The 18,758-nt window shown below is 53.9% G+C and carries 13 protein-coding genes and 2 pseudogenes; 3 read left to right on the top strand and 12 right to left on the bottom strand.

Going from position 1 to position 18,758, the window contains the following annotated elements; all coding sequences use genetic code 11:
• Positions 1 to 173: 173 nt before the first annotated feature.
• Complete coding sequence (locus IPM39_24020) at positions 174 to 1,124, top strand: MoxR family ATPase (protein ID MBK8989096.1); 951 nt, start codon at positions 174 to 176, stop codon at positions 1,122 to 1,124.
• A 3-nt stretch (positions 1,125 to 1,127) separates the two neighbouring features.
• Entirely contained in the window at positions 1,128 to 2,438 is a 1,311-nt protein-coding gene (locus IPM39_24015) for a DUF58 domain-containing protein (protein MBK8989095.1), read from the top strand.
• A 9-nt stretch (positions 2,439 to 2,447) separates the two neighbouring features.
• Here the strand turns inward: IPM39_24015 and IPM39_24010 are convergent, their stop codons facing one another.
• From IPM39_24010 to IPM39_23960, 11 genes and pseudogenes are all read right to left on the bottom strand, one after another.
• Positions 2,448 to 3,458 carry a class I mannose-6-phosphate isomerase gene (locus tag IPM39_24010; GenBank protein ID MBK8989094.1) on the bottom strand — a complete coding sequence of 337 codons (1,011 nt, stop codon included), beginning with the start codon at positions 3,456 to 3,458 and terminating at the stop codon, positions 2,448 to 2,450.
• Between the two features lie 51 nt (positions 3,459 to 3,509).
• Positions 3,510 to 5,721, bottom strand: a pseudogene (gene glgB, locus IPM39_24005) (1,4-alpha-glucan branching protein GlgB).
• Positions 5,722 to 5,819: 98 nt separating this feature from the next.
• Positions 5,820 to 6,737, bottom strand: a complete 918-nt coding sequence (locus IPM39_24000; GenBank protein MBK8989093.1) for a CoA transferase subunit A — start codon at positions 6,735 to 6,737, stop codon at positions 5,820 to 5,822.
• A gap of 100 nt (positions 6,738 to 6,837) precedes the next feature.
• The gene (locus IPM39_23995) at positions 6,838 to 8,397 is read right to left on the bottom strand and encodes an aldehyde dehydrogenase family protein (GenBank protein ID MBK8989092.1); all 1,560 of its coding nucleotides are present in this window, start codon (positions 8,395 to 8,397) and stop codon (positions 6,838 to 6,840) included.
• Positions 8,398 to 8,710: 313 nt separating this feature from the next.
• On the bottom strand, positions 8,711 to 9,298 hold the full coding sequence (locus tag IPM39_23990; GenBank protein ID MBK8989091.1) for a histidine phosphatase family protein: 588 nt from the start codon (positions 9,296 to 9,298) through the stop codon (positions 8,711 to 8,713).
• Positions 9,299 to 9,318: 20 nt separating this feature from the next.
• Positions 9,319 to 10,470, bottom strand: coding sequence for a site-specific integrase (locus IPM39_23985; protein ID MBK8989090.1), 1,152 nt, complete (start codon positions 10,468 to 10,470; stop codon positions 9,319 to 9,321).
• A 170-nt stretch (positions 10,471 to 10,640) separates the two neighbouring features.
• The gene (locus tag IPM39_23980; protein ID MBK8989089.1) at positions 10,641 to 10,853 is read right to left on the bottom strand and encodes a hypothetical protein; all 213 of its coding nucleotides are present in this window, start codon (positions 10,851 to 10,853) and stop codon (positions 10,641 to 10,643) included.
• Between the two features lie 13 nt (positions 10,854 to 10,866).
• Positions 10,867 to 11,886, bottom strand: a complete 1,020-nt coding sequence (locus IPM39_23975) for an ABC transporter ATP-binding protein (protein ID MBK8989088.1) — start codon at positions 11,884 to 11,886, stop codon at positions 10,867 to 10,869.
• Between the two features lie 138 nt (positions 11,887 to 12,024).
• Positions 12,025 to 12,990, bottom strand: a complete 966-nt coding sequence (locus IPM39_23970) for an ABC transporter ATP-binding protein (GenBank protein MBK8989087.1) — start codon at positions 12,988 to 12,990, stop codon at positions 12,025 to 12,027.
• 5 nt (positions 12,991 to 12,995) lie between these two features.
• Positions 12,996 to 14,357, bottom strand: coding sequence for an ABC transporter permease (locus IPM39_23965; protein MBK8989086.1), 1,362 nt, complete (start codon positions 14,355 to 14,357; stop codon positions 12,996 to 12,998).
• Positions 14,354 to 15,472, bottom strand: coding sequence for an ABC transporter permease (locus IPM39_23960; GenBank protein MBK8989085.1), 1,119 nt, complete (start codon positions 15,470 to 15,472; stop codon positions 14,354 to 14,356). The genes IPM39_23965 and IPM39_23960 overlap by 4 nt, the downstream gene beginning before the upstream one ends.
• A gap of 399 nt (positions 15,473 to 15,871) precedes the next feature.
• Here IPM39_23960 and IPM39_23955 point away from each other — a divergent pair.
• Positions 15,872 to 17,154 (top strand): annotated as a pseudogene (locus tag IPM39_23955) (ISNCY family transposase).
• A gap of 492 nt (positions 17,155 to 17,646) precedes the next feature.
• Here the strand turns inward: IPM39_23955 and IPM39_23950 are convergent.
• Positions 17,647 to 18,758 (bottom strand): hypothetical protein (locus IPM39_23950; GenBank protein MBK8989084.1); only part of this gene is annotated, 1,112 nt, incomplete at its 5' end.

The raw sequence follows: 18,758 nt of genomic DNA, 5'->3' as shown, positions 1-18,758 counted from the left end.
TGTTATGAACACCCTGCTTGCTGTTCGCTGCCCAAGAGGACAAACGTGAGCCAGCGCTGAAAAAAGCACTACGATTCCCCTACGCCAGACCCCAAATTGTCACCAAAATAGTACCGGAGTCCCGACAAAGTTGATATACTCTGGCAAGTTATCTTCCCACAAGGAGCGTCTATATGGCTGATGTTCAGGAAATTGCCAATCGCATTGTAGAAAATGTGGAGCATGTGATTATTGGTAAGCGCACGGCCGTACAGTTGACGGTGATGGGTCTGCTGTGCCAGGGCCACATTCTCATCGAGGACGTGCCCGGCGTTGGCAAAACGATGCTGGCTAAATCGCTGGCCCGTTCTGTGGGGTGTAAATTCCAACGCATCCAATTTACCCCCGATATGCTGCCGAGCGACGTCATCGGTGTTTCCGTTTTTAACCAAAAAACGCGCGAATTTGAGTTCCGCCCTGGTCCCATCCACGCCCAAATTGTGCTGGTGGATGAGATCAACCGGGCCACACCCAAAACCCAATCGGCGCTGTTGGAGTCTATGGAAGAACGCCAGGTAACGGTGGACGGCCACACCTACCCGTTGGGCAGCCCGTTTATGGTGTTGGCGACACAAAACCCGATTGAATATGAGGGCACGTTCCCGCTGCCAGAGGCGCAGCTAGACCGTTTTATGCTGCGCATTCGCCTGGGTTACGCCAGCAAAAGCGAAGAAATGGATATGTTGCAGCAGCAGCAGCGCCAACATCCCCTGGAAAGCCTGGAGCAGGTGGTTTCGGTGGAGGAGTTAACGGCCGTGCAAACCGCCATCAAAGAAGTGTATATTGACGATCTGGTCAAAGAGTACATCGTGGACCTGGTACGCAGCACGCGCGACCACCCGGAAGTGTACCTGGGGGCCAGCTCCAGAGGCGCTCTGGCAATATATCGCCTGGGGCAGGCGCGAGCGGCCATGTTTGGTCGGGATTATGTGCTGCCCGACGACGTGAAGGCGTTGGCCGGCGCGGCGCTTAATCACCGCATCATTGTTGGTCCGGCGGCGCGCATCAAAGACATTGAGCCAGACGCGATTGTGCAAGACATTTTGGACAGTACGCCGGTCCCTGGCGCAAAGGCGAGGGCTTAACCTTTGTCTCTGGTGAATCAGTTGAAGCAGCGGCGCACGGCCGTATTTGGGTTGGCGCTGCTGGCCTTGATTGGCGGGCTGGCCACCGGCCGCGACATTCTGTTCGACCTGGCCTACATGCTGGGCCTGCTGTTGATCCTCTCTTTTTTCTGGGCGTGGGTGAACCTGAATTGGGTCTATCTGTCGCGGGCTACCAGAGTGCGGCGTACCCAGGTGGGACGGCCGTTAGAAGAGCGCTTCACCATTCGCAATACCAGCATTTTGCCCAAATTGTGGCTGGAAATCCGCGACTTTTCCGATGTGCCGGGCCACCGAACCAGCCAGGTGGTTAGCAATCTGGGGCCAAGAGGCTCGTATACCTGGCGCACCATCACTGTATGCCGGGAACGCGGCCGTTACCAGTTAGGCCCCATCCGTTTGCGCACCAGCGATCCCTTTGGCCTGTTCCCCATGCAGCGCGACCTGGCGGCCACGTCCAACGTCGTCATCTATCCGCTGACTTTCGACATCTATCAGTTTACGCTGCCGATCGGCCTGCTGCCCGGTGGCGACGCCCTGCGCCGCCGCACACAATATATCACCACCAACGCCTCTGGCGTGCGCGATTATGCGCCCGGCGACAGTTTTGGCCGTATTCATTGGCGCAGCACTGCCCGCCGCGACCGCCTCATCGTCAAAGAGTTTGAATTAGACCCCATGGCCGACATCTGGATTGTGCCGGACATGGCCGTCTTCGGCCACATCGCGCCGCGCCAGCAGCCGCCTCCTGTCGAAGAACGGCCGCCCGACCTGTTGGATTGGTTGAGCCTGGAGGATTTTGCGCTGCCAGACGCCACCGAGGAATATACGGTTACGGTGGCGGCCTCGTTGGCGCAGCATTTCTTACGCAATAACCGGGCCGTGGGGATGTTGGCGTATGGACAGTCTAATGAAGTGGTGCAGCCCGACCGGGGCGAGCGGCAAATTAACCGCATTCTGGAAACGCTGTCGGTGCTGCGGGCGCAGGGGCGCGTGCCGCTGGCCGATATGCTGCACGCCGAATCTTACCTGTTCCCGCGGGGCACGACGTTGATTGTGGTGACGCCAACGGCGCAAGAAGCGTGGGCCACGTCTGCCCGGCAGTTGTCACGGCGCGGGCTGCGGCTGGTGACGGTGTTGATTGATCCGGAATCGTTTGGCGGCCGTCGTTCTGGAGCCACGCTGGCGGCGCTGCTGCAAAGCAGCGGCATGATGGCTTACCTGGTGCGGCGTGGGGACAATTTAACGGCCGTTCTCAGCCAGGGGTTTAGTCGGGCAAATCGGTTTACGGTGTGATGGCGGTTGTCAGTGGGGGGAGCGGACGTAGGTGCGCAGCAGGGTGGATGGCACGTGGGCCTGAATGACAAAATCGCCCAGAGCAGCGGGCAGCAGGGCGAAGCGCACGGCCGTTAACCCCACCGTATTGATGGCTACATCCCCATCAAGCAGCCCCCAAATCTCCAGGCTGCGGCCATCGCAGGTTCCCTGGTAGGTCGCTCCGGCGTCCATCTCCACCCGTTCGGTGACAAAATAGCGGTTTTGGCACAAGCGCCAGCGGCGCACGCCGACTACCGCTGCCGGTTCGGTCAACGGCTCTGGCTGGCAGAGGGGGGGTTGGATTTGTTGGAAGTTGATCACGTCCAGGGCGCGGTCTATGTGCAACGGCCGTGCCTTGCCATTTTGCGTCCGGTTCCAATCATACACCCGGTAAGTCGTATTGGAGTTTTGCTGGATTTCGGCGATGAGCAGGCCGCCGAGAATGGCGTGAAGCGAGCCGCTGGGCACGCAGACCACGTCGCCAGCCTGCACGGGGATGCGGTGCAGGTAAGGCGACAGGTCGCCAGACTCGATGGCGGCGCGAAATTCGGCCGGCGTGGTTGGGCGGCTGAGACCCAGAATGACGGCCGCGTCTGGGGCCGCTTGCAGCACCACCCACATCTCCGTTTTGCCCAATTCATTGCCTTCGTGGGCCAGGGCATAGTCGTCGTTGGGATGAACTTGCACCGAGAGGGCGTCGTTGGCGTCTAGCAGTTTGATGAGCAGCGGGAATTTTTGGCGCTGCTGCGCCCAGTCGTTGTGGACGCCGATAAGGTCCAGGCCAAGCTGCTGGTGCAGTTGGGTGAGGGTTAGACCGGCGAAACGGCCGTTAGCCACCACCGATGCCCCATCTGGATGAGCGGCGATTTCCCAGCTTTCGGCGATGATACCGGGGGGTAACGGCCGCCCCAATTTTGTTTCCAGGCCGCGTCCGCCCCAAACATAATCCTTCAGAACCGGGGTAAACAGCAGTGGGTACAAGCGGTGTGATTCTGGCATGGGCTTTCAGGCAAAGCTGACAGGTGTGCAAGACCTGTCAGCTTTTGCTGTTTAATCCACTTTCTTGAGATAGATTACCCCAAGCGGCGGCAAGGTCAGTTCGATAGAGTAAGGCTGGTCGTACCAGCGGGTAGGAGTGCTGCCCAGAGCGCCGGGATTCAGCACATTGCTGCCGCCATATTTTTCGGCGTCGCTGTTTAGAATTTCCTGGTAGCTGCCTTCTTGCAAAACACCTAAGCGGTAATTCTGGCGCACAACAGGGGTGAAGTTGCAGACCACCAGGATAGTTTCGCCGCTTTGTGGCGCGTGGCGGGCAAAAGCCAATACGCTGATCTGGTTGTTCTGGAAGTCAATCCAGGTGAAACCATCCCAGGAGTAATCCTCTTCGTAAAGGGCGGGTTGGGTTTTGTATAGGTGGTTTAGGTCGGCGACGTAGGTCTGCAGCTTGGCGTGACGGCCGTCGTCGGCCCCCGATTCGACCAGCGCCCAATCCAGGCTGCGCTCTTCGCTCCATTCGCGCCACTGCCCAATCTCACCGCCCATGAAGGTTAATTTTTTGCCGGGGTGGCCGTATTGGTAGCCGTATAACAGGCGCACATTGGCAAAGCGCTGCCAGACATCGCCGGGCATTTTGTCCAACATGCTGCGTTTCAGGTGGACCACCTCATCGTGCGAGAAGGGCAGCAGGAAATGTTCGCTGAAGGCGTAAAGCAGAGAAAAGGTCAACATGCCGTGGTGGTAGGCGCGGTGGATGGGTTCGTTTTTGATGTATTCCAGGGTGTCGTGCATCCAGCCCATGTTCCATTTCAGGTCGAAACCCAGGCCGCCGTCGGCCACCGGGCGAGTAACGCCGGGCCAGGCGGTGGACTCTTCGGCGATGGTCAGCACGTCGGGGTAGGATTCGTGCAAACGCTGGTTGAACATGCGAATAAATTCGATGGCTTCCAGGTTTTCGCGGCCGCCGTAGCGGTTGGGAACCCACTGGCCCGGTTCGCGGGAAAAGTCCAGGTAAAGCATGGAGGCCACAGCGTCTACGCGCAGGCCGTCTATGTGATATTTGTCCAGCCAGAAGAGAGCGTTGCTGATGAGGAATTGGCGGACTTCGGTACGGCCGTAATTAAAAATCAGTGTGCCCCAATCGGGATGCGCTCCCTGGCGCGGATCGGCGTGTTCGTATAGATGTGTGCCGTCGAAGAAACTCAGGCCATGTTCATCGGTGGGGAAGTGGGCCGGAACCCAGTCCAAGATAACACCAATGCCCGGCCTGATGGCAGGTGTCTATAAACGCCTGAAAATCGTCGGGTGTGCCAAAGCGGCTGGTGGGGGCGAAGTAGCCTGTCACCTGGTAGCCCCAGGAGCCATCGAAGGGATACTCGGCCACCGGCAGCAGTTCGATGTGGGTGTAGCCCATTTTCTGGACGTAGGGCACGAGCGTCTCGGCCAGCTCTTTGTAAGTGAGCCATTCCCAGATGTTTTTGCGCTGCCAGGAGCCAAGATGGACTTCGTAGATGTTGATGGGTGCGTTCAGGCCGTTGCGCTGCGGTCGGTCAGCCAGCCATTGGGCGTCTTGCCACTGGTATTTGTTGATGTCCCAGACAATGGAAGCGGTTTTGGGGCGCAGTTCGGCGAAAAAGCCAACCGGGTCGCTTTTGGTGACGATATAGCCCTGGTAGCGGGTTTTGATTTCGTATTTGTAGAGAACGCCTTCACCTAAACCAGGGACAAACAGCTCCCAGACGCCGGTGTCGTGGTGGAAGCGCATGGGGTGGCGACGGCCGTCCCAGGCATTAAACTCGCCGACCACGCTGACGCGAATGGCGTCGGGGGCCCACACGGCAAAATAGACTCCAGAACGGCCGTTGGCGGTGGTTAGATGCGCCCCCAACCTGGTGTAAATTTGCATATGCGTGCCTTCAGCCATCAGGTGTTCGTCGAAATGGGAGAGAACCGGCGGGAAATTGTACGGATCATCCAGCACCTGGGTTTCGCCGGCATACGCCACCACCTGAAGCTGATAATCATAGGGTAGCTGTTTGCCGGGCAGGTACACCTCAAACAAGCCACCTTCATGGGATTTGTTCATGGGCAGGGCGGCGGTTTTGTCGGCTGGCAGCAGGGATACGGCGGAGGCAAAGGGCAAAAAGGCGCGTACAATCAGGCCGTTTTCGTAATCATGGGGTCCTAACACAGAGAATGGATCGCCATGATAGGCATGGAGGATAGCGTCTACAGCCCCATCGGGCAGTGTGGGGTATTGAATCATCTCTCTATTCCCCTCAAGGTTTGTATTCGGCCAGGCGTTTGTCTGGTCGAAGGGGGTTGGGTGAAAACAACAGACTGTAACTATTGCGACAATCAGGCTCAGGTGTAGCGGCCGTAATTCACCGGTTCCGCCAACAATTCACCAGGCGCCAGGCTGTCCAGCCGTTCCTGGCCCAACTGCGCCAGATAAGCGGCGCGGTCAGGCACGTTGTAGACCCACTGCTGCAACCAGGCCTCGGTCGCTGCCTGGTCACCAGAGCTTTCGGCCCAATCCAGATAAAAAGCGTTGTCCCGATCGTAGTAACCCTGGACGTAGCTGGGATGCGCGCCATACGGCTCATGGACGACCGCGTCTACCACCAGGCCGGGGATTAAGGTGCGGTTGGGGTCACGGGCGATGACCGCCTCGTCTACGATTTCTTCCACCACAATGACGACTTTTTTGGCGGCAAAGGCGACCTCTTTTTGCATTCCCAGCAGCCCCCACAGATGGGTGTTGCCCTGGGCGTCGGCGCGTTGGGCGTGCAGGAAAGCCACGTCGGGATTCAGCGGCGGCACAACGGCGATAGGGCCATCGCCATAGGGGCTGTCTACTTGTTTGATGAGCGGGTTGGCGGCGGCCATGTCGCTGCCGGTGTAGCTGCGTAAGGGGAAAAAGGGTAGCTTGCTGGCCCCGGCAATGTAACGCCCGACCATGCCAAAGTGGGAATATTCTTCGATTTCTAACGGCCGTGGGATGCCTTTCTCTACTGCCCGGCGAATGCCATACAGGCTGCCCACGCCCGGATTACCCAGGTAACTAAAAATCAGTTTTTTGGCCACCCCGGCGGCGATCATCTGATCATACACCAGGTCCGGCGTCATGCGCGCCAGGGTCAGGTCGCGCTTGCCCTGGCGAATAATCTCGTGGGCGGCGGCAAAACAGATGAATGCGGTAAAGCCTTCAATCGCCACCACATCGCCGTCTTGCACGTACTGGCTTACCGCTTGCTGCATGGAGATGAGTTTGTTGGTCATACGTCACATTGATCGTGATGCGAAAAACCGTCTTCCGTATTCCGTATTTCGTAGTCCGTGCGCGGATGGATCACGGACTACGAAATACGGTTAACGGGCATCACGCCACAATAGTCTGGCTTTGTTCGCGCATATACTGTTGGATGTAGTAGAAGCTGCCGGCCGCTTTGCCGGTGGAGCCGCTGCCTTTCCAACCGCCAAAGGATTGGTAGCCAGGCCATGCGCCGGTGGTCGCGCCCGAAGCGCGGTTAACATACAAAACGCCGGCCTCGATATTGTCCAACCACCACTGTACTTCGGCGTCATCTTCGCTGAAGAAACCGGCCGTCAGGCCGTATTCCACATCGTTGGCTTTGGCCATTGCATCTTCCAGGTCAGTGAAGGGGTGGACAGTAACGATGGGCAGGAACATTTCCTGCTTCCACAGATAATGATCGTGGGGCAGATTGTCCACGATGGTCGGGGCGGCAAAGTAGCCATTGCCGGGCAGCGCCTCGCCGCCAAACACAATGTCGCCAGCGGCGCGCAAGTCGGCCACAAACTGCATGTAATCGTCGAAGGCGCCTTTGTTGGCTACCGGTCCCATCCAATTTTCTTTGTTAGTGGGGTCGCCGACGTGGATTTCTTTGGTCAGCGCCAGGAGTTTGTCCATGAAAGCGTTTTTGACGTCGGCGTGGACGTAGACGCGGGAGCAGGCGGAGCATTTCTGGCCTTGCAGGCCAAAGGCGGAACGCATCACACCCATAGCGGCTTTGTCCAGGTCAGCCTTTTTGCTGACGATGACCGGATTTTTGCCACCCATTTCAGCGATGACCGGACGGGGGTAACGGCCGTTGGCAAACGTCCGTAAAATGTGCATCCCCACGTCATAGCTGCCGGTGAAAGTGATGCCCGCCACATCTGGATGCGTTACTAATTTTTCGCCCACCACCCGGCCGCTGCCGGTGATGAAGTTGAACGCGCCCGCCGGGACGCCAGCGTCGCGGAAACATTCGGTGAGGAACCAGGCGGTTAGTGGCGTGTCGGTAGCCGGTTTTAAGACAACGGTGTTACCGGCGATGAGCGCTGCGCCGGCCGGACCACCGGCCAACGCGCCGGGGAAATTAAAGGGAGAAATGACCACCCAGACGCCGTAGGGCTTGAGGACACTGCGGTTGTGGTGTTTGTCGCTTTCGGCCAGAAGATCGAAGCTGAAATTGTTGTTTTTCTCGATGGCGTCGCAGTTATAGCGGATGAGATCGGCCGTTTCCTCCACGTCGCCCAACGCTTCCAGGCGATTTTTGCCGATTTCCAGGCTCATGTTGGCCCCCATGTCGAAGAGACGGTCGCTGATCAGATCGGCCGCTTTACGCATGATGGCGATGCGCTCTTGCCAGGGCAGTCCGCTCCAGTGGGGAAAAGCGGCTTTGGCGGCGGCGATGGCGTCTTCCACATCTTGCTCTGTGCCATATTGAAAATGACCCATCACCCAATCAAGATTGATGGGGCTGCGCTTGGCAAACGACTTTTCGGCAAAGCGCTCTTCGCCGTTGATGAACAGGGGATAGTTTTTGCCAAAGTTGGCTTTTGCTCGTTCAACTGCTTCTTCATAGAGTTGATGCAGTCTGGGATTAGGGCTGGCCAGGGTTGAATAGGTGACTTTTATACGTTCTTCGGACATGTATACCTCCTAAAATGTACGGGAAATTTGTGGGGTGTGAACGTTCGACAGAATAGTCCGTATGTCAGGCTCCAGGTTGGTTGAGCGACACACATCGTTATTATACCAACTTCCTCACGGACAGAAAAAACATGGACTTTCGGCCAGCAATTTTCAATTTGCCCTGGTGTGACAGTAGGGGCGGGACGGCGCAGACAGGCAGCAGCCGCGCCGAACGGCATTTTCCCGCGCCGTCTCGCCCAATGGGGACAAAGAGGGGCGAGACAGGCGGGAGGCAAGGCATACGCCTTTTTGCTCCTTTGCCTGTTTGCATTCAGCTGCTATAAGGTTGGACCAGAAAGGAGGTCTTGAGACAGAGATTGGGGAGTGTCATCAAAAAGGCGGCGGGCATGGTGAGGGATTGCCAGAAAGAAAACGGTTCAATGAAACCGTTATAGCGGCTGATGAACAGACTCAGCACGGTCCCGTGGGTAACAAGGGCCAGGGTATCATTGGGGTAAGCGGCGATTTGTTGGCGCACGGCCGTATCGAACCGGTTGAAGGCGGCAACGGCCGTTTCCTCACCCAGCACCAGTTTGTTCGGATGGGAGAAGAATTGGGAAACGGCCGTCGCAAACGCGGCTTGATCCGTGAAGAAAGGCGTGCTCTGTCGTTCGTGTTCATGCAATCCTGGCTTGGCTTGACAGGGTATATTCCAATCAGCGGCCAGGATTTCGCCAGTCTCTCCCGCTTTGCGTTCCAGGCTGGTAATGATGCGGGTTGGTGGGGTGGGGTGGGCAGCCAATGTTTGGGCCAGAGTGTGGCAGAGGGAACGGCCGTTGCCCGAAAGCGCCCATTCTGCCACCGGAATACGCGGCCTTACCATCACCGCTGAATGACGAACCAAAAAGAGATGCTGCATCTGTTGTACCCAACCACCGCTCAATAATCCAGTTCGATGCCCTCGTTTACCACTTCCGCTCGTTCGACGTAGCGGCTGGGCGTCTGCATATTCGACCAACCGCCAGCATCGCGCAGCACAAAAGGGCTGCTGTTCCTGGCCGCCTGTGTCGCCCAGGTGTGCCGCAGGTCGTGGGGACTCAGTTCCCACACACCCAAAATATCTCGCCCCAACAACTTGATGCGACTACCTATGGCGCGCACAGACATCACTTCATCTGTTAACTGCCCATTCTTGCGGCTCCCACGCAGTAGGATACCACTTTGGCGCAAAAATGGCCGATAATCTTGCAAAGCCTGCATGATGTCGGCCGATAACTTCATGCGGTCTGTCGTGTCCGTTTTTTGGCGGTGCACGGTGGCGTAGCCACGTTCTGCCAGGTCTTCCACCCTCAGCCCAGCCACTTCGCTGGCGCGCAGTCCCAGGTCCAAAAATAGAGCAATCATCAGCCGGTCACGGATGCCCTGGGGGGTGGTTGGATGCTTTTTCTTCAGTTGGCTGGCTTGTTGGGCGGTCAGGACAACGGCCGTTTCTTTCTTGTATCCCACTCTGGTCTGTTCGCGGACTTCGTCCACCCGCTTGCCTTCAGTTGCGCCATAACCGCGCACTTCCCGGATAAGCGCCTGCTCGGCAGGCGTAATGACGCCGGCTTTGGCAGCCAGACGTGTGTACACCTTAATGGCCGACAGGCGGTTATTCACGGTGGCGATGCTGTAGCCTTGGGTCAGCAACCACTTAACATAACCTTCAACCAAACCCCAAGTAATGCCTTCCCAGGCGGCCGGCGTGTTTTGGCAGTAAGCCGCCGCCCATATCTGGGGCAGGGCGACAGCCTGCGTTTCTGCATATCGTGCCGATTCGCGCTGCTGCCGCGGTGTAAAACACCCGTCAGCCCAGGTTGCCGCATCGGCCAGAAGACGGGTCGCTGCGCCAATGTATTCCAGATATTGCACCCATAAGAGCAAAGCGGCCGTTTGTGTGCGAATTGTCTTTTTCGCCCGGCGCTGCCGGTAATCGGCAAAACTGTAGTGGGCCGCTGCCTGATTCGCCGCCACGCCAATAAAAGCCAGATCACCTTGCCGCGCCAGGCGATGGTTCTCTTTTACTGTCAATCCTGTGTCGTCTTCAGCCATCAAGTGCGCCTCGCTCACGGTATGACAGCATTATAACTCGGATTATTATAGATACCAATAACTCTTACTTATCGGTATCTATTAATCTCAGAAAGCAGGGCACACCAAACACCTCAGCAGCGCCAAATGCCAAGTATGCCCTTATGCGCAACAGACCCACCGCGCCATGCCTAATTACGATTGCGCCAATCGCCTTTGCGTCTTTCTTCGCCAACAAAAGTTGCCGTCCCCAACACGCCCAGAAAGATACCGCAAACCGAAGTGGCAAACGCGATGAAATTCAACAAAAAGGTAGATGGCAAAACGCCAACAATAATCAGAAACGGCAGCACAGCGCCAGTTAAAACCAGAACAAAACCAAGCACAACCAGCCGATTAATCATCGTTACCCTCCTATCACTCATACAACCAGCAGGCCACCCTGTGTTCAGGGGTAACGATAAAGTCAGGCGGCCGTTTTACGTCACAAGTTCCAGGAATCACATGCGGGCAGCGCGGGTTGAAGCGGCAGCCAGTTGGCGGGTTCACCAGACTTGGTGGTTCTCCTCGCGGGATCTCCCGCATGACCAACGCATTGTCGGCGTCGGGGTCAGAAGATGCTTCCAAGAGCGCCAAGGTATATGGATGCTTCGGATCATTTAGTAAATCTTCCATCTTAGCGAATTCAACGATCTCGCCAGCATACATAACAAAAATATATTCAGAAAAGTAGCGGACAGTAGAAAGATCATGGGTGATGTAGATGACCGCCAGATTATGAGTTTCCTGCAAATTACGCAAAAGGCGCAAAATCTCCACACGCACCGAAGCATCCAGCATAGACACCGGCTCATCGGCCACAAGGAGTTTTGGCTCCATGATCATGGCACGAGCGATAACAACCCGCTGCTGCTGTCCACCACTAAGCATGTGTGGGAACTTCGACAATACCTCATCAACTGGCGTCAGCTTAACCTCTTCCAATGCTCGGCGAACACGGACCAATCGCTCCTCTTTGTCCTTGACGCCGTTAATAATCAACGGCTCTTCCAAAATACGCTGCACAGACATAAACGTGGGCAGCGCGCCATACGGATCCTGTTGTATATAACCTATTTTTGACCGATAGAGGCGTAGTTCCTCGCCGCGCATTTCAGTTAACTGTGCGTTATCAAATACAATGCCGCCTTTTGTGGGTTTGTTCAGGCCCAAAATCGTTTTCATCAAGCTCGACTTGCCGCAGCCGCTCTCACCCACGCAAGCCATTGCTTCACCCTGCTTCAAATTAAAGTTTACGCCATCCACCGCACGCACGTAGCCAGCATGACCGAAACCAAAGCGCTTCAACTCATACCAAACGTGTAAATCCTGAATTTGCAGGAGTGGCTGCCCATCTTCATGCCCAATACTCTTTGAATCGTCGTGTGTGTCGCTCATAATTATTCGTTTCTTCCCTAACCTGTCAGATCTTGATGGAACGTAATCTCTTACAGGACCCGGTAGCCGTAAGCCGAAGTCCGTGTGCCATTTTCCGTTGGTGGTGGCTTAGGGCCTACGGAATACGGAATACGGCTACTAGTCATAAAGCCAACATTTCACCTGGCGATCACCCTCTTGAATAGTTACTGGAGGCTCTTGATCGCACTTCTCAAAACGAGCGGGGCAGCGGGCCGCAAAACGGCAGCCGGTTGGTGGATTTAACAAACTGGGCGGCTGTCCGACTATAAAATCAGGTTCGACCGTTTCGCGCAGGCGAGGCACACTGGCCATCAGCTTTTTTGAATATGGATGCAGCGGCCCAGCAAAGAAACGACGGGCGTCACTAACTTCAACAATTTGCCCGGCATACATAACTGCCACGTTATCAGCCAATTCGCTCGACGTTGCGATATCGTGGGTAATCAAGATAAAGCTAGTCTCCATCTCTTTTTTGATGCGTTTCATCAAATTCATGATCCCGGCTTGGGTCAAAACATCGAGGGCCGACGTCGGCTCGTCCAAAATTACCAGGTCAGGCAGCGTGACCAGGGCCATAGCCAATGCGGTCCGCTGCCGCATACCCCCACTTAGCTCAAAAGCATACCGGTGAAGAAAGTCCGCCGGAACCCCAACCTGGGCGAACATACGCAGCGCCTGGGTAAGCGCATCCTTCTTGCTCAGACCCAAATGTACCATCGCCGGTTCAGCGACTTGATCACCTATCCGCATCACCGGATTCAGCGCATTCATCGCCGCCTGGGGTACCATGGAGATTTTTTTCCAGCGAATTTCCTTGCGAAAAGCCTCGTTGTTGAGCTTCATGATGTCTTGACCATACAAGTACACTTCGCCATCATACCTGTCCACATTACGCGGCAAAAGGCGCAGCATCGCTTTTGCCATTGAGCTTTTGCCACAACCCGACTCACCAAGAATGACTGTTGCCTCATTACGGGGTAAATCAAAATCAACACCGTCAACAGCTTGAACCGGGCCTCTGCTTGTCTTAAAGTGCAAACGCAGCCCTTTTACCGTCAAAAGTTCGTTGCCTTTTTCAATCATGTTATTTAAAGCTCCCGCAATCTGGGATTGAAGATACGGTCAAGGGAGAAACCAACCATGGCGAAACCAAGACCGGCTAACATTAACAGGCCGGCTGGCTGCAAAATCCAGTAATACAACCCGTTAAACAACGCGCCCTGTGAATTAGCGTCCTGAATAATTTTGCCCCAGGTTGGCAAAATGGGATCGCCCAGGCCCAGAACGGCCAATGACGCCTCCAGGAACACGAACCCAGGAACCAAAATAACGATTTGGGGGATGGTAAGTGGCAGGACACGCGGAACCATGTAACGAAAGACAATGCGCATGTTTCCCGCTCCATATGCCCGCGCCGCGTCAATATAAGGTAATTCTCGAACTTGCAAGAAGATCGCGCGGTATTGTTTTATGGATATGCCGAAAATACTCAAAAGGATGACTATCCCCAGCATCAGCCAGATACTTCGGGAATAAAAGGTTCCTACCATAATCAGAATAGGTAGCACTGGAATAATGGCATTCACCTCTGTTAGCCGCTGAATAGTCCCATCAAGCCAACCGCCAAACCAGACTCCAGTCGCCGCGATAGTCATGGTGGTGACCGTTGTGCCGAGGGCTGCCAGCAAACCAAAAGCCATAGCAATCGGTGTGCCCCATAGCAAAGCCACCATCAGGTCTCGCCGCCGGTGGTCGGTTCCGGCCAGGCCGTGTACCAGGCCATAACTCACAAACGTGGTGTCAATATCTGAATTCTCCTCAAAAAGCAGCGCTGTAACTTCAAGCCGGTATGTTCCCTGCAAAATTTGCAGGCCCTCTTTCGATGGATCATCAAACAGCCCTTTTTCTGCAGTAATGTCGGTAATTCCCGTTTCGCGCTCCAGCCGACGCTGCAAACGACTATCTTGCCCAAAGCGGAAGGAAGAAGATGACGACGAGGAGAACTCGCCAATGCGAATCTCGCGATCGTCAGGTGTAAACCAGGTCAATTCAACATGGGGCTGTTTCGACACATATTGTGCGCTGGAGTACAGAATCAGCTCTGGGGGGAATTCATCGTAGGGAAAGTCAAACTCATACACAAAGAGGACTTCACGAGTACTTTCTGATAGACGCTCGATCGTTTTGTCTCCATCGCCCTCCGCACTTCTAAATGCAATGGTCGCGGGTAAGTCACGACTGGTAAACCAATTGTACCAGAGAGGCCAGGCATAACTGGGCGATTCCCGCCAAACATCCTCACCGCCACGCCACAACCGGATGGCCTCGCTATATGGCAGGGCAATTGGCGTGACGATTGACACGACAAGAAGAAAGCCGATAATGACCATGCCAATCACCGCTGAAGGGTAACGACCGATCTGCTGAAAAAAAGAAGCGACCTTTTTCATTGACCTTTACCTCCCTCGCCAATACGCACGCGCGGGTCAACCAATGCATAAATAAAGTCCAATAAAAAGACAGTTAGCGCCAGAAGGTAGGCATATACAACAACGTTAGCCAAAATCACAGGGGTATCGAAGAGGCCGATAGCGCGGAAGTAAAGCTGACCGATACCCGGCCAGTTGAATACTGTTTCCAGAATGATGGCGCCTGTCCACAATGAGATAAGCAGCAAAGCAAAGTTGGTGATAATGGTTGGTAAGGTGGGGCGGAGAATATATCGGCGCTCAATCATACCGTTCGGTAGTCCCTTGGCTTTGGCCATTTCCACGTAATCTTCGCTGGAATAAATTAGAAAGAAGGTGCGGTAATTATAGGCTGTCAAAAATATGGCGCTCATTAGAGTGGCAGTTACGGGCAAGATCATGTGCTTTAATAGGCTGAGCGCGTAATCAATGGGATTATCGGGCGGCGGTGTGCTAACCATGCCCCCAAAGGGCAGCCATCTCAATAAACTTGCAAAAATAAGAATGAGGAATAACCCATAAAACCAGCCTGGCGCCGCTGAAGTTGGCGCCAGGCCTATGACAAGTTTGTCGGGGAGACTGCCATATCGCCGTGACAGTCCTAAGCCCATGAACAAACTTATAAAGAAAAGGAGCAGGTTTGCCGTGCCGAAAAGCAATAATGTGGAGGGTAAACGTTCCAGAATAATATTCCTGACTAAGCGTGAACCGCTGTCGCTGCTCATATTGTCAGAAAACCCCAGGTTTAGGGTGATCGCATTCCATAAATAACGAAAGCTGCGTATGACAAACGGCTGATCCAGGCCAAACTGAGCCTCCCGAATTGCTATTTGCGCCGCAATGATACTCGCGCGCTCGTCTTGGGGAAGCCGTTGAAATTGAATGTCGGCCGAATACGATGTTAAGACTTCTTCACGGATTTGGGCTTGACGGATCTTGTCAACATGACCGCCCATATTGGCCACCAATACCGTAAAGTAAACGCCTATAACCACTGTAAAAAAGAGCGCCACGACCCTTACAGCGGTGTAGCGAAGTAAACGCACCAATGAATTAACATTTGCCTTACGCGCCGATTGGGCAACGTTTTCGGACAGAGTATCTTTATCAAAAGGTAAGGCTTCTTGAGTCACGTTCTTGCACCATCTCCTTATGGGTTAGGACAAACTACTCACGTACAGAACCTGATTGACAAATGGCGGCATTGTTGAGCGATTTGCAAAACATAACATATGGGTGTCCTGAGAAATCTTCATCTGGGCGATTTAGAAAATCGCCCTACAACCGCAGGAAAAGAGTTTTCTGAATAGCAATACGATTGGTCACCAGGATTCCCCAACAATTATCGCCTATATCCCGCACATTTGCTACTGGTCAAAAATTATACCAGCAGTTCTCAATCTGAAAAACTAGTGACATGAAGGGCAAAAAGTGATAGTGTCAGGCATTTGCCCAAAGGAGAAAACATGAGCCACGCACTATCACTAGATAAAATCATGGAACATTTTCAAGAATCCTGGCGCAAGTTGCCAGACTACCGGAAACCCAATAACAACACTAAATACGAGGTAGCCGATGCTGCGTTGTCAGCCTACAGCGTCTTTTTTATGCAATCCGCTTCATTTTTAGCCCACCAGCGGGATATGAATCAACGTAAAGGTCAAGACAACGCAGGAACTTTGTTTGGCGTCAGCAAGATACCCAGTGACAATCAGATACGAAACTTGCTAGACCCAGTGACACCTGACCACTTTCATGGAGATTTCTCTTGGATTCATGGGGAATTAAAGCAAAGTGGTTGTTTGGTGAACTTTCAGGATTATAAAAGCACTTATCTGATCCCCTTTGATGGAGTTGTCTTTCATTCCTCAGAGAAAATCCATTGTGATAAGTGTAGCACACGCCAAGACCGCAACGGCACAACCCACTATTATCACAGTGCCATTATGCCCGTCATCGTCAAACCTGATTCGCCCCATGTCCTATCACTACCACCAGAGTTTATTGTGCCTCAAGATGGACATGAGAAGCAAGATTGTGAACGAACCGCAGTTAAGCGCTGGTTAAGGCAGCATCAGGGTCAGTTTGAGGCCCAAAGTGTGACCTTTCTGGGTGATGATTTGTACGCTAACCAGCCGCTGTGTCAGTTAATTGACCAAACCTATCAACAATTCTTTATCTTTGTCTGCAAACCTGATTCCCATCCCACCCTTTATCAATGGGTAGACTCTCTGGCTGGTGTCGCGGGTTTAGAGACCATGCAAGAACGCTTTTGGAATGGCCGACATGGGGAAATCTGGTCCTATCGCTTTGTCAACCAGATACCCTTACGGGCGGGCGAGGATGCTATGTTGGTCAACTGGTTAGAGTTAACCATTACCCATGAAGGCACTGGCGAACAGATCTTTCATAATGCTTGGATTACCAGCCATCAGGTCACGCTCAAGAATGTGACTTCTTTAGCTAAGAGGGGGCGTACACGCTGGAAGGTTGAAAATGAAAACATCAATGTCCTCAAGACCAAAGGTTACAATCTAGAACACAATTTTGGTCATGGGCTGAATCATTTGTCTAATGTCTTTTCTCGCTCAATATTCTGGCTTTTCTGACTCATACAGCCCAGCACTTGCTCAACAAGGCTTATCGTCTCTTACGAGATACGTTAGTTGTACGGCGCACTTTTTTCAACGATCTCAAAGCCTTAACTCGCTATATCGTTTTCGATAGTTGGGATGCCTTGTTTGCTTTTATGATAGATGGGTTGGAGTTATCCCCTTGATTCTTTCATTTAATTTCAGATTGAGAACTGCTGAAATTATACTGGTGACGGGCATACTCTGACATTTTACGGCATGGTTCATCGAGCGAAACATCTTCTTCACAAATTGACGCTGAATTGTCATGCTGAGCGGAGTCTTCGGAGCGAAGCATCCCGCTCCCAGCAGAGGAGGGGGATGCTTCGGGGGACCTCAGCATGACACGCTTTTTTGCTAAATTTGTAAAGCACATATCGCCTTAATTGAACCATGCCCATTTTACCCAAAGGTGGCGCGACCAGTTGACCATTACACAATCCTGCATATTTGCCTATTGACCAACTCGCTTGTGGAACAACACTGTCAGGTTAGAGGCAGCCTTCGCTGCCTCTAACCTGACAGTGTTGGATTAGAAGCAGCCTTCGCTGCTTCCAATCCTATCTTAGGCAAGCAACATTTTGTCGGTAGCTGCAAAAGAACGTTTCTTCTGCTCTACCAACAAAAGTGGACCCGGATTAGGGAGTTGTTACAAATGGGAACTGAGCCAGTCCCGGTAAGGCTGTCAATTGGGAGACAACGACAACTTCCAGGCGGCTGGAGCCTTCGCTCAATGCGCCGGTTGCATCGCCATCAAGGACAACCTGCCACAGACCATCTTCCACAGCTTCAGCTTCACCTTGTGCAACCAGTTCCCCGGAGGCATCAAAGAGCAGGTAAGTAACTGATTTGATGTCGTCAACTGCGTAGGCGCCGAGGAAGTATTCGATGAAAACATCAAACGAGGCCTCTTGACCGATGGTGACACGGCTATCGCCGTCAATTTCAACCACGGCCGTTGCCGGTGCAGAGAATTGAGAGAAGCGATCGGCCGGATCAGGGTAAGCATCAAAGTGCTTCAAGATAGCCTGTTTTTCAGTTGGGAAGACGCCTTGCAGGAAGTAGGGGCCGGTACCGATGTAGTAGTTGCCGTAGCGTTGGCCGAAGGTGGCTAAGTTAGCATACCGGGCAGCGGCCTCTTCTGCTGTGATGAATTGACCCAGGGTTGGCGCGTAGGGGACAAACCCTTCTTCAGCCGAAAGAGCCAATTGTTCGGTAAGGAGAGCGATGGATGGACCAGAGAGCAAGCTCACGCGTTCGATTTCTTTGTCAGTGGCTGTGCCTGTGTGGAGGGCAGTGGTGCCGTTCTCTTGCAGGCGCAGCATGGCGGCCATGTTGTGCCAGGCGGCGTCGCTGTATTGATAGGTCGAGTTTGGCCACCAGGTGACAATACTGTTTTCGGCGTCCAGAGCCACGTCATCGCCGTAATGCTCGATAACCAGAGGATCCGTCGAGATAATTCTTACGCCTTTGAAGGTCTGCAAGAACTGCCCAAAGCGAGGCGCTTCGGCCGGATCATAGTATGGGCTTTCTTCGTTGGCAACATCAAATCGGGTAATGATAGTCATGATGATGTCGGCCGCTGTGAAGGGGCTGCCATCATGCCAGGTAGTGCCATCGAAACCAGCAGGATAGTAGACGGTGCTCTTGTAAACGGCCGTTTGTGTTTCTGTATACACTTCGTCGGCCGTCAAGAAAACCTGATTGACGGCATCCCAACCAGCCCAAGCATCACCAGGTACGCTGATTT

The organism is Candidatus Leptovillus gracilis (assembly GCA_016716065.1).
Taxonomy (GTDB): domain Bacteria; phylum Chloroflexota; class Anaerolineae; order Promineifilales; family Promineifilaceae; genus Leptovillus; species Leptovillus gracilis.
This window is presented reverse-complemented; position numbering and strand designations above follow the sequence as displayed.

What these genes read in the sequence shown, in the direction of transcription:
- IPM39_24020 (MBK8989096.1), top strand. Translation starts at nt 174, where the DNA reads ATGGCTGATGTTCAGGAAATTGCCAATCGCATTGTAGAAAATGTGGAG.
- IPM39_24010 (MBK8989094.1), bottom strand. Translation starts at nt 3,458, where the DNA reads ATGCCAGAATCACACCGCTTGTACCCACTGCTGTTTACCCCGGTTCTG.
- IPM39_24000 (MBK8989093.1), bottom strand. Translation starts at nt 6,737, where the DNA reads ATGACCAACAAACTCATCTCCATGCAGCAAGCGGTAAGCCAGTACGTG.
- IPM39_23995 (MBK8989092.1), bottom strand. Translation starts at nt 8,397, where the DNA reads ATGTCCGAAGAACGTATAAAAGTCACCTATTCAACCCTGGCCAGCCCT.
- IPM39_23990 (MBK8989091.1), bottom strand. Translation starts at nt 9,298, where the DNA reads ATGCAGCATCTCTTTTTGGTTCGTCATTCAGCGGTGATGGTAAGGCCG.
- IPM39_23985 (MBK8989090.1), bottom strand. Translation starts at nt 10,470, where the DNA reads ATGGCTGAAGACGACACAGGATTGACAGTAAAAGAGAACCATCGCCTG.
- IPM39_23980 (MBK8989089.1), bottom strand. Translation starts at nt 10,853, where the DNA reads ATGATTAATCGGCTGGTTGTGCTTGGTTTTGTTCTGGTTTTAACTGGC.
- IPM39_23975 (MBK8989088.1), bottom strand. Translation starts at nt 11,886, where the DNA reads ATGAGCGACACACACGACGATTCAAAGAGTATTGGGCATGAAGATGGG.
- IPM39_23970 (MBK8989087.1), bottom strand. Translation starts at nt 12,990, where the DNA reads ATGATTGAAAAAGGCAACGAACTTTTGACGGTAAAAGGGCTGCGTTTG.
- IPM39_23965 (MBK8989086.1), bottom strand. Translation starts at nt 14,357, where the DNA reads ATGAAAAAGGTCGCTTCTTTTTTTCAGCAGATCGGTCGTTACCCTTCA.